The sequence below is a fragment of the Bosea sp. (in: a-proteobacteria) genome, assembly GCF_023953965.1.
Lineage (GTDB): Bacteria > Pseudomonadota > Alphaproteobacteria > Rhizobiales > Beijerinckiaceae > Allobosea.
The window spans coordinates 609,746-622,901 of sequence record NZ_JAMLIX010000002.1; the positions used below are offsets into that span (position 1 = coordinate 609,746).

The window sequence follows — 13,156 nt, forward strand, 5'->3', positions numbered from 1 at the left end:
TTGTCTCTGTTCAGATCGTTCCGAGCGCCTTGAGCAGGCGCGTCGGCGTCATCGGGATTTGCGCGATACTGGCGCCGAAAGGCGCCATCGCGTCGTTGACGGCATTGAGCGCGGCGGCGGATGCGGCGGCAGTGCCGGCTTCACCGCAACCCTTGGCGCCCAGGGCGGTGTCGGCCGTCGGCGTCTCGATATGGGCGATCACGATGTCCGGCATCTCGCACGCCATCGGCACGAGGTAGTCCGCCAGCGAGCCATTTGTGAGCTGGCCGTTCTCGTCGTACCGGCATTCCTCGAAGAAGGCTGCGCCCAGGCCCTGAACCACGCCGCCGCGGACCTGCTCGTCGACCAGCAGCGGATTGATGATCCGTCCGCAATCCTCGACGACCCAATGCTTGAGGATCTTCACGAAGCCGGTCTCGGCGTCGAGCTCGACATGACAGCCCTGCACACCGTTGGTGAAGGCGAAGGGGTAGCCCTGCGGCGCATGATGATGCGCGACGGTGAGTTGGGCGCTCGCATCCTTCGGTAGCGTATCGGAGCGGAAATAGGCGATGCGCGCGATCTCGGCGAGGCTGACGCGCTCGGCGCCGCGCGTGTCGACCACCACGCCGTCCCGCATGTCGAGATCGCCCGGCCTGGCTTGCAGGATCGTCGCGGCCAAAGACAGCACGTTGCCGCGCAGCTTGCGGGCCGCCTGCAGCGCGGTCTCGCCGCCGATCCCGGCACCGCGGCAGGCCCAGGTCGCGCCGCCATGGGGCGTGTTCTCGGTGTCGCCGGTGATGACGCGAACCTTCTCGCGCCCGATGCCGAACTGGTCGGCCACGATCTGGCCGATGATGGTCTCGGTGCCCTGTCCCTGCTCGGTCACCGAGATCTGGCAGCGGATCTCGCCTGACGGCGTCACCGCCAGAACGGCCCCGTCCTGCGCCGAGATGCGCGCGCCGCCGATGCCGTAGAAGGCCGGGCTCGGATTGGAGATCTCGACGAAGCTCGCGAGGCCGACACCGCGATGGATGCCGCGCCCACGCAGCGCCGCCTGCTCCGCCCGCAGCGCGTCGTAGCCCATCAGCACCTTGAGCCGCGCGAGGCTCTTTTGATGCGACAGCGCCTCGAACTGGTATCCGGTCGGCGAGGTGAAGGGATAGGCGCCGTCCGGTATCAGATTCTTCTCGCGCAGGCTGATCGGGTCGAAACCTGCCCGCGCGGCAGCCATGTCGACGAGCCGTTCGGTGACGGCGCAGGCGATCGGGTGGCCGACGGCGCGATACTGGCTGGTCTGGACCTTGTTCTGGAATACGACTGAAAGCTCGGCGCGGTAGCTGTCGAACCGATAGGGTGCGCCCATCAGCCGGATGACCTGGTTGCCCTCGACCGCGCTGGTGCGCGGATAGGTCGAGAACGCCCCGATCGCCGTGACGTCGTCGACGTCCATCGCCAGGATCGTGCCTTCCGCATCCAGGGCCATCCGGGCGCGCACGCGGTGGTCGCGGGCATGGATGTCGGAGACGAAGGACTCGATCCGGTCCGCCACGAACTTGACCGGTCGCCCGCAGAGCATGCTCAGGCCCACGACCGCCATATCCTCGTGATAGACATGCAGCTTCATGCCGAAGGAGCCGCCGATATCGGGGGCGACGACGCGCACGCTCGCTTCCGGGATGCCGTAGTGGCGCGAATAGAGGTCCTGGAACTGGTAGGGCGTCTGCGTCGCGTGATGGACCGTGAGCTTGCCCTCGCTCGCATCCCAGTCGGCGAGGATCGCGCGCGGCTCCAGCGTCACCGCCGTATGCCGGCCGAAATGGAACTCCTCCTCGACGATATGGGCGGCCCCCGCGAAGATATCGTCGATGCCGCCGGTATCGAGCCGGCAGCCGAAGCAGAGATTGTCGGAGACGGCGACGGCGGCCCGGTCGGCATCCGGCTCCCGCGCGGCGTCCACGTCGACGACCGGCGGCAGCTCCTCGAACTCCACCGCGATCGCCTCGGCCGCATCCTCCGCCTGGGCGCGCGTATCGGCGACCACCGCCACGACCGCCTGGCCGGCCCAGAGCACCTCCTCGAGCGGCAGGGGCAGTTGCGGGGCCGATTTCATGCCCTTGAAATGATCGAGCGTACCGCTCCAGGGCTTGCACAGCTTCGCCAGATCGCCCCCCGTCGCGATGAGCCGCACGCCGGGCATGGCGCGCGCCTCCGCGGCATCGATCGAGACGATGCGGGCATGGGCATAGGGGCTGCGCAGGAAAGCGGCGTGCAGCATGCGCGGCAGCACGAGGTCGGTGACGTAGCGACCCCGTCCCGCAAGCAAGCGCTTGGCGTTGGGACGCGAGACCGAGCGGCCGATATAGGAGTTCGGGCGGTCGAGGGTGCCGAGCGGCGCGTTCATGCCGGCTCCTCCAGGAAGGCGGCTGCGGTCTCGCCTGCGGCACGGCGGCGCGCGACGGCCTCGATCGCATCGACGATCGCCTCGTAGCCGGTGCAGCGGCAGTAGTTGCCGGAGAGGGCGTCGCGGATCTCCTCCCGGCTTGGCGTCGCCTTGCGCACCAGCAGTCCATGGGCGGTGACCAGCATGCCGGGCGTGCAGAAGCCGCATTGCAACGCGTTGCGCTCGTGAAAGGCGCGTTGCAGATCGGCGATCACGGCACTTTCGCTCAATCCTTCCACCGTCTCGACGGCGCCGCCGCCTGCCTGCACCGCAAAGGTCAGGCAGGCATGAACCGGCACGCCGTCCAGCATGACGAGGCAGGCGCCGCAGACACCCATCTCGCAGCCGGCATGGGTGCCGGTCAGGCCGAGATCGCGGCGCAGGAAATCGGCCAGCGTCTCGCGCGGCTCGGCCAGCCGCGTCAGCGTCTCGCCATTGATCGTGAGGGTGACGGGAACGGCCGCTGTCATGACGCCTCCGCGATCCGGCCAAGCAGGCGCCCGAGCAGGACGCGCGCCAGATGCAGGCGCATCGCGGCCGGCACCTGTTCGTCGTCCTGCGGATCGAGGTCGTCGGCGAGCGCCGCCTGTGCCCGGCGGATCGTCTCGGCGTCGAGCACGCCTCCGGCGAGAACGGTTTCCGCCGTCCTGGCCCTCACGGGAACGGGGCCGACCGACAGCAAGGCGATGCGTGCCTCCTCGACGAGGCCCCCTTCCAGGCCGAGCATCGCGCCACAACCGACGATGGCATAGTCGCCGCGCCGGCGCGCCAGCTCGTCGAAGGCGCAGCGATGCTGCGGATGCGCGGCGGGAATATGGAACGCGACCAGCAATTCGCCGGGCTCGATCGCCGTCTGGTAGAGGTCCTGGAAGAACGCCGCCGCAGGCACGCGGCGCGCACCTTCGGGGCCGGCGATCTCCATTTCTGCATCCATCGCGAGCATCATCGCCGGGAATTCGGAGGCGGGGTCCGCCAGGGCGACGCTGCCGCCCAGCGTGCCGCGATTGCGGATCGCCGGATGTGCGACATGAGGGGCGGCCAGTGCGAGCAGCGGCGCGTATCTGGCGATCAGCGGATCGTCATGCGCTTCGACATGACGGGTCAACGCGCCCAGGCGCAAGCTGCCGTCCTGCAGCGAGATGCCGCGCAGTTCGGGGATATGAGCGATGTCGATCAGGCGCTCCGGCGCCTGCAGGCGCAGGGCGAGCGCCGGCACGAGGCTCTGCCCGCCGGCTATGTAGCTGGCATCGCCGGCGGCCTCGGCGAAGGCCGCGAGCGCCTCCGCGATCGTAGCGGGGCGAAAATAGCTGAAGGCTCGGGCTTTCAAGGCTCCGAACTCCGTCGTGCGTTTCCAGGCCAGATTTGTGACCATCTGGTCTCAAAATGAATGCACGCGCCCCGGAGGGCGTCAAGAAGAAATGACCAATTGGTCACAAAATTTCCTTGCACGACCAATGCGTTATATTCCATTAGATATAACGACAGAGACCCTCCTGGCATGCCGGACACGGATCGGGCAGAGCTAAGCTTCGGGCAGGACTGGCAAAGTACGCAGGCCGGCAGAGACGGCCGCGACGAACCTGCGTTGCGGGGATATCTGGAATTGCGCTGGCCAAAATGACCAGATGGTCGCAAATTCGGACGACCGGGTCGGCACGGCCCGGTGCGAAACTGGAGCGCGATGGCACGCATGACCACATCCGGAGCTGGCGAGACCCGGCCGCGGCGGCGCAACATGCGTGCGACGGACCGGGAACAGGCGATCCTGAGCGAGGCGATCCGCTTCTTCGCCGAGCATGGCTTCGACGGCCAGACGCGCGAGCTCGCCAAGCGCATGGGCATCACCCATTCGGCGATCTACCGGCATTTCCCAAGCAAGGAGGCGCTGATCGAGCGTGTGTACGAGCAGGTCTATCTCAGTCGCTGGCAGCCGGGCTGGGCGCCGCTGATCAAGGACCGCTCACAATCGCTCGAAGCGCGGCTCGACCAGTTCTACCGCGAGTATGTCGCGAAGGTCTTCGACCATGACTGGGTCCGGATCTTCGTCTTCTCGGGCCTGCGTTCCTTCGATATCACAGGCCGTTATCTCGACATCGTGAGGCGCGAAGTGATCGAGCCGGCCTGCGCCGAACTGCGTCGGGAGCTCGGCCTGCCGGATGTGGCTCAACTGCCTCTGATCGAGCGCGAGACCGAGATGTTTTGGGGCTTGCACGGGCGCATCTTCTACATCGCGATCCGACGCTTCGTGTACCAGACCGCGACCCCGTCCGACCTCGGCGATATCGTCGGCGATGCGGTAAGGGGCTTCTTCATCGGGGCTCGCCAGATTTCGAGCGAGCTCGTCAAAGTGAACGATCACCGGTCAGGCTGACGGCGCTCTGCGGCGAGGGCACAGGCAACCGCTCACCGTAGCGAGCGCGTTCGGCGGTGTCTCTCCGTCGAGCGGTTCTTTGATTCGACCATGTGCCGCTGACCCCGGTCGAGTTCCTGGTGCGGCCGGCCGAGGAACTGCGCAGCTTCTGCCGCGCGCATCTTGCCTGACAGCACTATTCCCGATCCGACGCCGGTAAAGACCAGCCCCGCCGCCAGGTCGTGGCAGCGACGAGGCACGGACCGAGGTCGCCCTGGGGGAACATGGCTCGCGACCGCCCGATCGATCGTTCGCGGCACATCGTCTTTTGGGATGGGTCGGGCTACGATGGGGATGGTGCTGACACTTTCCCGCTTATGACCGATCTGTCCCTATCCCTTCTTCTCGTGGCAGCCGTCACGTTCTTCGCCGCCGGCACGGTCAAAGGCGTGACCGGCATGGGCCTGCCCACCGTCGCGATGGGGATTCTCGGCGCGGTCATCTCGCCGCTCGCGGCGGCGAGCTTGTTGATCGTGCCCTCATTCGTCACCAATCTATGGCAATTGCTGGCCGGGCCGGCCTTCGGCGCGCTCATCCGCAGGCTCTGGCCGATGATGTTGGCGATCTGCGCCGGCACGATGCTGGGCTCGGCCTGGCTCGCCAGCGGCGACATCGAGGTGACGACCACAGCCCTCGGCGCGACGCTTGCGATTTATGCCGGCTACACCCTGGTAGCGAGACAGCTTCACGTGCCCGTCCGAACCGAACGGTGGCTCTCGCCCCTGATCGGCGCGATAACCGGCATGATGGCCGGCGGCACCGGGGTTTTCGTCATCCCGGCTGTGCCTTATCTGCAAGCGCTCGGTCTTTCGAGGGACGATCTGGTCCAGGCTTTGGGACTGTCGTTCACCGTTTCGACCGTTGCCCTGGCCGCCGGGCTCAAGGCTCAGGGCGCTTTCGCCTCGGAGACAATGGGGCTCTCGCTCCTGGTCCTGGTGCCGGCGCTCGCGGGGATGTGGGCGGGACAAAAGCTCCGCAACCGGATCAGCCCGGCCAGCTTCCGGCGCGTGTTTCTCGTCTGCCTGCTGCTTCTGGGCATCGAGATGACCCTGCGACCATTGCTCTGATCGTCCGGTTTCGGCCGCCACGACGAGATCGGCGCAATGCCGGGCTCGTCAGGTTGGCTCTTCTTCTGGCGGTCAGGCGAGATCGCGCCGCGCAAGCGTGCTCGCCGCGCGCCCGGGATGACCGCGTCTTTCCGTATAAAATCAGCATGCTCTGGCGTATTTTGGGGCGAAGTGGCCGCCGGTTCGCGCCGCGCGGGGAGGGGGCGGCGCAGCGCCCCCGTCCGGCTTTCAGCCCTTGTAGGCGACGATGTTCTGCTTCTGCTCGCCGAGCCCCTCGATGCCGAGTCGGACGACCTCTCCGCCCTTCAGGAAGCGCGGCGGCTTGAAGCCGAGGCCGACGCCGGGCGGCGTGCCGGTGGTGATGACGTCGCCGGGATCGAGCCGCATGAACTGGCTGATATAATGGACGAGGTGGGCGACGCCGAAGATCATCGTGCTGGTGGAGCCGTTCTGGACGCGCTCGCCGTCGACCTCGAGCCACATGCTCAGATTCTGGATGTCCGCGATCTCGTCGGCGGTGACGAGCCAGGGGCCGAGCGGGCCGAAGGTCGGGCAGCCCTTGCCCTTGGCCCATTGCCCGCCGCGCTCGATCTGGAACGCCCGCTCGGAGACGTCGTTGCAGACGCAGAAGCCGGCTACCGCCGCCATCGCGTCCTGCTCGGCGATATAGGAGCCGCCGTCGCCGATCACGATGGCGAGCTCGACCTCCCAGTCGGTCTTCTGCGAGCCCTTCGGGATGATCACGTCGTCGTTCGGCCCGACGATGCAGTTCGGCGCCTTGTTGAACAGGATCGGTTCCTTCGGGATCGCGGAGCCGGTCTCGGCCGCATGATCGGCGAAGTTGAGCCCGACGGCGATGAAATTGCGCACGTCGCCGACGCAGGCGCCGAGGCGCGGGGAACCCGCCACCAGCGGCAGCGACTCCGGCGCGAGTGCCCTGATCCGCGCAAGCGAGGCGGAGGTCAGCGCCTTGCCGGTGAGATCGGGAATGACGCCGGACAGGTCGCGCAACCCGCCCTTGCCGTCGAGAAGGGCCGGCTTCTCCTGGCCGGGCGCGCCGTAGCGGAGCAGTTTCACGATGGTCCCCCGTTCTCTGACGATCTTGAATGGCTGGTGATCCTGACCGGATGCCGGCCTAAAACACAAGCCCGTCCCCTGCATGGCGCATCGGCGGCAGGCCGGCGCCCGGATTGTTGCCTGAATGCAACGGCGCTGCTCAAAGCGACGGCTTCCGTAAAGGAACGGGCGCGGCGGAAAGGCCCGAAACCGGCAATGGTTCTCATATAAACGATATCTTTCCGGGCAAGCTTGCCGGGACCTGCCTGAAAATCGGCATATTCGGGCGATTTTCCGGCGCGGCCGGCCGAATGGGGAGGCTGTGCGGCGTTTGCGGCGCGTCGGAAGCAGGATTGCGGCGGTAATCGGCTCGCGCCATGATTCCGAATCAGGCGAGGTGTCGGGCCTCGGAGAACCGAGATCGGGATGGATTCGATGAAGGGCCTTGTCCGCACCACCGCTGCCGCCACGGTTTCGCTCGCCGCTCTCCTGGCGGCCGGAGCGGCTTCGGCGAGCTCCTTCTCCATCCGCAGCGGCCAGGGCGCCGAGGGGCTCGGCATGGCCTATGCGGGCGCGGCCGCGGGCGGCGTCGGCATGAGTTCGATGGCCTGGAACCCGGCGACCATCACCATGTTCCCCGGCCGCACCAGCCAGTGGAATTTCACCTATCTGCTGCCGCAGGGCGAATATAAGCCGACGACGGGCACGCGCGTCATGACCTCGCCGGTGACCAGCGTGCCCAACACCGTGCTCGGCGGCAGTCCGCTCGGCACCGGCCCGATCGGCGGCGACGGCGCCTTCATCCCGGCCTCCTATTCCGCCTGGCAGCTCACCGACCGGTTCTGGATCGGCCTGACGACCGGCGCGCCCTTCGGCATGCGCTCCAAGGCCGACAACACCTTCCACGCCGCCCAGACCTATGGCCGCTCGGCCAAGGTGCGCTCGATCAACGTCTCCCCGACCATCGGCTATCAGGTCAATGACTGGCTCTCGATCGGCGCCGCGCTCCAGGTCCAGTATTTCAAGGCCGACCTGAAGCAGGCTACCGGCCTGAGGGCCACCGCCGGCAACGCGATCCTCGACGGCGACACCGTCGATTTCGGCTATCGCTTCGGTGTGAACCTCACCCCCTGGCAGGGCACCAACATCGGCATCGCCTATCGCTCCTCGATCCGGCAGACGCTCGAGGGCACGCTGGCGGGCACGCCGGGGCTTCCCCCCGTTCTGCCGGTCAAGGCGAACCTCAACCTGCCGGATTCGGTCGTCTTCGGCGTTTCGCAGGTCATCAACGAGCAGTGGCAGGCCCATCTCGGCGTCGAATGGACCAACTGGAGCCGCTTCCGCCGCATCCCGATCGTCAGCCGGATCAGCGGCCAGCCGCTCAGCAGCCTGAACTTCGTCTATGACGATTCGTGGTATTTCGCCGCCGGTGTCGAATACAAGTACAACCCCGACCTGACGCTGCGCGCCGGCGTCGGCTACGAGCTCTCGGCGGTCAACGACACCAACCGCACGATCTATATCTCCGACAACGACCGGCTCTGGCTCTCGGCCGGCATGAGCTACAAGTTCTCGGAGAAGATCAATCTCGATCTCGGCTACACCTATATCCACATCAACAAGGCGCGGGTGAACTACAACCCGGCGCATCCGCAGTTCAGCCCGGCCGCCCCGGTGATCTACTCCGCAGAGGCCAAGCCGCAGGTTCACGTCCTCTCGGCCGCGCTGACCTATCGCTGGGACAACCCGGCCGAGACGATTCCGGTGCAGCCGGTCGTGCGCAAATACTGAGCTCGACCGCTGTCGCGTGAAAAGCCGGCCTTCGGGCCGGCTTTTTCGTTGGCGGTGGCATGCGACAGCTCTGTCATTCCGGGTTCTTCGCTGACGCGAAGCCCCGCAATGACAAGGGTGGCGCCCTACGCCTTCACCTTCACATAGGTCCCGGGCGCATCGGCGAGCGGCTTGAGCTTGCCGTCTCCCGGCTCGCGTGCCGCCACCTTCTTCGGCGCCTGCGCCTCGAGCCAGGAAAACCAGTGCGGCCACCAGGAGCCGGGATGCTCCTGCGCCTTCGCCAGCCAGTCGACATAACGGCCGGTGGGTGGGCCGCCGGTCCAGTACTGATATTTCACCTTGGCCGGCGGGTTGACGACGCCGGCGATATGGCCGGAGCCGGCGACGACATGCTCGACCGGCCCGCCGAAGCATTGCGAGCCGTTGAAGACCGATTGGGCCGGCGCGATATGGTCCTCGCGCGTGGCGAGGTTGTAGACCGGGATGGTCACCTTCCCGAGGTCGAGCGTCTTGCCGCCGATCTGCATCTCGCCCTTGGAGAGCTTGTTGTCGAGATAGCAGTTGCGCAGATAGAAGGAATGGTTCGCCGCCGGCATCCGCGTCGAATCCGCGTTCCAGTAGAGCAGGTCGAAGGGCGTCGGCGTCTTGCCCTTGAGGTAGTTGTTGACGGCGTAGGACCAGATCAGGTCGTTGGGTCTGAGCATGTTGAAGGCGCCCGCCATGCGCGAGCCGTCGAGATAGCCGGTCCTGGCCATCTGCTCCTCGACCGCGCGGATCTGCTCCTCGTCGACGAAGACCGAGAGCTCGCCGGCCTGCGAGAAATCGACCTGGGTGGTGAAGAAGGTCGCGCTCTCGATCCTTTTGTCGCGGGTCGCCGCCATATAGGCGAGCGTCACGCCCAGAAGCGTGCCGCCGACGCAGTAGCCGATGGCCGAGACGCGCTTTTCCCCGGTCGCCTCCTCGATCGCCTCGAGCGCGGCGAAGATGCCCTCGCGCATGTAGCTCTCGAAATCCTTGGCGGCGTGGCGGGCATCCGGATTGACCCAGGAGATGCAGAACACGGTGAGCCCCTGCGCGACGCACCAGCGGATGAAGCTCTTCTCCGGGTTGAGGTCGAGGATATAGAACTTGTTGATCCAGGGGGGCACGATCAGGAGCGGCCGCTTCAGCACCTGCGGGGTTGCCGGCGCGTACTGGATCAGCTCGATGATCTCGTCGCGGAAGATCACCTTGCCCGGCGTCGTGGCGATGTTGACGCCGACCTCGAAGGCGCCGTGGTCGGATTGTCGGATCTTCAGTTCGCCGCCGCCGGCCTCGACGTCCTCGGCGAGCATCTTCATGCCGCGCACGAGGTTCTCGCCGTTCTGCTGCAGCGTCTCGCGCAGCAGCTCCGGGTTGGTGGCGACGAAATTGGTCGGCGCGAGGGCGCCTGCGATCTGCTTGATGTAGAAGCGGGCCTTCTCGCGCGTATGCGGGTCGAGGTCGTCGGCCTTGTCGACCATCGTCTCGGCCCAGCGCGAGCCGATCAGATAGGCCTGCTTGATGAAGTCGAAGGTCGGGTGGTTCGTCCAGTCGGGGTCCTTGAAGCGGGGATCGCGCTTGTCGGGCTCGGCGACGGGGGCGACCTCCTCGCCGCCGGCGCGCTTCAGCGCCGTGCTCCACAGGTTCATGAAGTCGCCGGTGAGCGAGGCCTGCGCCTCGATGATCTTGGCGGGATCGTTGACCCAGCGCTCGGCGACGCGGCCGAGCGTCTTGACCATGTCGCTCGCCTCGTCGGCCTGGCCGGTCTTGGCCTGCCCGCGTTCGAGCGGCTTGAGGTAGGCGGCGGTAACCTTGCCATATTCCTCGACGAGCCGGCCCATGTTCTGGGCGAACTGGTCGAAGTCGGGAGCGGCGGCCTTCGTCTTGTCGTCGCTGTTGCGGGTCATGGTTTGGCCCTTTCCCCCCGATCGTTGCAGGATAGCGCATGGCGCTCCATTTTGATCCTATTAAGGACGCAGCCCCTGTGCTTTACCAAGTGAAATCGACGAACCGCTGGATGCCCCGATGCCGATTGAAACCCCTGCGAAGAAGCCGCTCGTGACGGCGGTGCTGCTGGCGGTGGCCGGCATGGCGCTCGCGGGCTGCGGGGCGAGCGAAGGCTTCAAGGGCGTCGCGGAGGCCGCCGGCATGGCGACCACCCCGCAGGAATCGAAGGGCTTCGTTCGGGAGGCCCGCCCGGCCGAGCTCGAATACATCCCCGTCGGCTCGAGCATCGCCCGCGACGCCCCGCGCAAGCCGGTCGGCGACTACAAGGCGATCGAGGCCGAGCTCGAGGCCAAGCGCAGCGCCAACGAGGCCGCCGGCAATACGGCCAAAGCGCTCGGCGCGACGCCGCCGCCCGCGCCGGCCGTCATCCCGCAGGACTGAAGATCGCAAGATATTGCGTCTTTTCCCCTGTCATGACGAAAGATGCGATGCTAAGCAGCCCCGGCGCAAGGATATGATCCGCGCTTAAATCGTGATGCCGGCTGGCGCCGGCCCTGGGACCTGTTCGAGATGACCGATTTTCACCGTATCAAGCGCCTGCCGCCCTATGTTTTCGAACAGGTCAACAAGATCAAGGCCGCCGAGCGCGCCAAGGGCGTCGACATCGTCGATCTCGGCATGGGCAATCCCGACCTGCCGGCGCCGAAGCACGTCATCGAGAAGCTGGTCGAGACCGCCGGCAAGCCGCGCACCGACCGCTATTCCGCCTCGAAGGGCATCACCGGCCTGCGCCGCGCCCAGGCGAACTATTACGATCGCCGCTTCGGCGTGAAGCTGAACCCGGAGACCCAGGTCGTCGCCACGCTGGGCTCGAAGGAGGGCTTCGCCAACATGGCGCAGGCCATCACCGGGCCGGGCGATGTCGTGCTGGTGCCCAATCCGAGCTATCCGATCCACGCCTTCGGCTTCCTGATGGCGGGCGGCGTGATTCGCTCCGTCCCGGCCGAGCCGACGCCGGCGATGTTCCCGGCGCTGGAGCGGGCGATGATGCATTCGGTGCCCAAGCCCATCGCGCTCGTCACCTGCTACCCGGCGAACCCGACGGCCTATGTCGCCACGCTCGATTTCTACCGCGACCTCGTCGCCTTCGCGAAGAAGCACGAGATCATCCTGCTCTCCGACCTCGCCTATGCCGAGGTCTATTTCGACGAGGCGAACCCGCCGCCCTCGATGCTGCAGGTGCCCGGCGCGATCGATGTCGCGGTCGAGTTCACCTCGATGTCGAAGACCTTTTCGATGGCGGGCTGGCGCATGGGCTTCGCCGTCGGCAACGAGCGGCTGCTGGCGGCGCTCGCGCGGGTGAAGTCCTATCTCGACTACGGCGCCTATACGCCGATCCAGGTCGCGGCGGCGGCGGCGCTGAACGGCCCCGACGATTGCATCCGCGAGATGCGCGAGACCTATCGCAAGCGCCGCGACGCGCTGGTCGAGAGCTTCGGCAAGGCCGGCTGGGAGTTTCCGGCGCCGGAGGCCTCGATGTTCGCCTGGGTGCCGATTCCGGAGAAGTTCCGCCATCTCGGCTCGCTGGAGTTCTCCAAGCTCCTGATCGAGAAGGCCGAGGTCGCGGTCGCGCCGGGCATCGGCTTCGGCGAGCATGGCGACGATCACGTCCGCATCGCCATCGTCGAGAACGAGCAGCGCATCCGCCAGGCGGCGCGCAATATCGGCCGCTTCCTGAAAGGCGCCGACGCGACCCTGCACAACGTCATCCAGATGCCGAAGGCGGGGTAGGGCGGCCCCGCTCGCCCCAAAAAGCGGTGGTCGTCCCGGACAAGCGGCTTTAGCCGCGCCGATCCGGGATGACGGCGTGCTGCCGCGGCGCCCTTGCCTCTGGACCCGGCCGGCAAAACATGGGAACCCAGCGGAGCGGACGGATCGGTCCGCATCGCGTCCGGGGCTCGTTTTCCATGTCACGACAAGGCCGCCTCGTCGGCGTCGCTTTCGCCGTCTTCGCCCTGATCTGCCTCGTCGCGACCTATGACTATTCGAGGGGCCGTATTCCCGAGACGCGCTCGGCCCTGGTCTCGGACGTGCTTTCCGTCAGCAACGGGCGCGAATGCGCGCGCGACGCGACCGAGATCGTCACCCGCCATATCCCGCTGGGGACCGGCCGGGCCGAGGCCGAGAACATCCTCGCGCAGGTGACGATCGACCCGCCGAAGCCCTGGTTCTGGACGCCCGCCGTCGAGAACAGCACCGTTTCGGAAGGCACCACGATCGAGGCGCTGCACACCATCAAGGCGACGGCCTTCGGCAGCAACCTCCTGCGCATCTATCTCGGTTTCGAGGACGGCAAGGTGAAGCGCGTCGCGGCCGAGGTCGTCTGCCATTTCGGCTGACCGCCTGCGGCTTCCTCGTTGACACCCGCCGCGCCTCATGCGA

General features: G+C 66.8%; 11 protein-coding genes. 6 read left to right on the forward strand and 5 right to left on the reverse strand.

The features are described from left to right. Positions 1-10: 10 nt before the first annotated feature. The 3 genes from M9917_RS18035 to M9917_RS18045 are packed head-to-tail and all read right to left on the reverse strand — an operon-like array spanning position 11 to position 3,749. Complete coding sequence (locus M9917_RS18035; protein WP_297255989.1) at positions 11-2,383, reverse strand: xanthine dehydrogenase family protein molybdopterin-binding subunit; 2,373 nt, start codon at positions 2,381-2,383, stop codon at positions 11-13. Further along, complete coding sequence (locus M9917_RS18040; protein WP_297255991.1) at positions 2,380-2,892, reverse strand: (2Fe-2S)-binding protein; 513 nt, start codon at positions 2,890-2,892, stop codon at positions 2,380-2,382. The genes M9917_RS18035 and M9917_RS18040 overlap by 4 nt, the downstream gene beginning before the upstream one ends. Next, the gene (locus M9917_RS18045) at positions 2,889-3,749 is read right to left on the reverse strand and encodes an FAD binding domain-containing protein (RefSeq protein ID WP_297255993.1); all 861 of its coding nucleotides are present in this window, start codon (positions 3,747-3,749) and stop codon (positions 2,889-2,891) included. The genes M9917_RS18040 and M9917_RS18045 overlap by 4 nt, the downstream gene beginning before the upstream one ends. A 408-nt stretch (positions 3,750-4,157) precedes the next feature. Between M9917_RS18045 and M9917_RS18050 the strand changes: the two genes are divergently transcribed. Continuing rightward, a complete protein-coding gene (locus M9917_RS18050) occupies positions 4,158-4,793 on the forward strand; it encodes a TetR/AcrR family transcriptional regulator (RefSeq protein ID WP_297255994.1) in 636 nt (211 codons plus the stop codon). Positions 4,794-5,149: 356 nt separating this feature from the next. Continuing rightward, positions 5,150-5,899, forward strand: a complete 750-nt coding sequence (locus M9917_RS18055; RefSeq protein WP_297257117.1) for a sulfite exporter TauE/SafE family protein — start codon at positions 5,150-5,152, stop codon at positions 5,897-5,899. A gap of 228 nt (positions 5,900-6,127) precedes the next feature. Here M9917_RS18055 and M9917_RS18060 read toward each other — a convergent pair whose 3' ends face one another. After that, entirely contained in the window at positions 6,128-6,976 is an 849-nt protein-coding gene (locus M9917_RS18060) for a fumarylacetoacetate hydrolase family protein (protein ID WP_297255996.1), read from the reverse strand. Positions 6,977-7,390: 414 nt separating this feature from the next. On the opposite strand from M9917_RS18060, the gene M9917_RS18065 reads away from it, so the two are divergent. Continuing rightward, complete coding sequence (locus M9917_RS18065; RefSeq protein WP_297255998.1) at positions 7,391-8,746, forward strand: OmpP1/FadL family transporter; 1,356 nt, start codon at positions 7,391-7,393, stop codon at positions 8,744-8,746. A gap of 125 nt (positions 8,747-8,871) precedes the next feature. On the opposite strand, the gene phaC is transcribed toward M9917_RS18065, so the two are convergent. Next, positions 8,872-10,674, reverse strand: a complete 1,803-nt coding sequence (phaC, locus tag M9917_RS18070; RefSeq protein WP_297256000.1) for a class I poly(R)-hydroxyalkanoic acid synthase — start codon at positions 10,672-10,674, stop codon at positions 8,872-8,874. 118 nt (positions 10,675-10,792) lie between these two features. Between phaC and M9917_RS18075 the strand changes: the two genes are divergently transcribed. From M9917_RS18075 to M9917_RS18085, 3 genes are all read left to right on the forward strand, one after another. Beyond that, a complete protein-coding gene (locus tag M9917_RS18075; RefSeq protein WP_297256003.1) occupies positions 10,793-11,155 on the forward strand; it encodes a hypothetical protein in 363 nt (120 codons plus the stop codon). A gap of 129 nt (positions 11,156-11,284) precedes the next feature. Beyond that, positions 11,285-12,505, forward strand: a complete 1,221-nt coding sequence (locus M9917_RS18080; protein ID WP_297256005.1) for an LL-diaminopimelate aminotransferase — start codon at positions 11,285-11,287, stop codon at positions 12,503-12,505. 176 nt (positions 12,506-12,681) lie between these two features. Then, positions 12,682-13,113 (forward strand): hypothetical protein, encoded by a 432-nt coding sequence (locus M9917_RS18085; protein ID WP_297256007.1) that lies wholly within the window; start codon positions 12,682-12,684, stop codon positions 13,111-13,113. Positions 13,114-13,156 lie beyond the last annotated feature (43 nt).

What these genes read in the sequence shown, in the direction of transcription:
- M9917_RS18035 (WP_297255989.1), bottom strand. Translation starts at nt 2,383, where the DNA reads ATGAACGCGCCGCTCGGCACCCTCGACCGCCCGAACTCCTATATCGGC.
- M9917_RS18040 (WP_297255991.1), bottom strand. Translation starts at nt 2,892, where the DNA reads ATGACAGCGGCCGTTCCCGTCACCCTCACGATCAATGGCGAGACGCTG.
- M9917_RS18050 (WP_297255994.1), top strand. Translation starts at nt 4,158, where the DNA reads ATGCGTGCGACGGACCGGGAACAGGCGATCCTGAGCGAGGCGATCCGC.
- M9917_RS18055 (WP_297257117.1), top strand. Translation starts at nt 5,150, where the DNA reads ATGACCGATCTGTCCCTATCCCTTCTTCTCGTGGCAGCCGTCACGTTC.
- M9917_RS18065 (WP_297255998.1), top strand. Translation starts at nt 7,391, where the DNA reads ATGAAGGGCCTTGTCCGCACCACCGCTGCCGCCACGGTTTCGCTCGCC.
- phaC (WP_297256000.1), bottom strand. Translation starts at nt 10,674, where the DNA reads ATGACCCGCAACAGCGACGACAAGACGAAGGCCGCCGCTCCCGACTTC.
- M9917_RS18075 (WP_297256003.1), top strand. Translation starts at nt 10,793, where the DNA reads ATGCCGATTGAAACCCCTGCGAAGAAGCCGCTCGTGACGGCGGTGCTG.
- M9917_RS18080 (WP_297256005.1), top strand. Translation starts at nt 11,285, where the DNA reads ATGACCGATTTTCACCGTATCAAGCGCCTGCCGCCCTATGTTTTCGAA.
- M9917_RS18085 (WP_297256007.1), top strand. Translation starts at nt 12,682, where the DNA reads ATGTCACGACAAGGCCGCCTCGTCGGCGTCGCTTTCGCCGTCTTCGCC.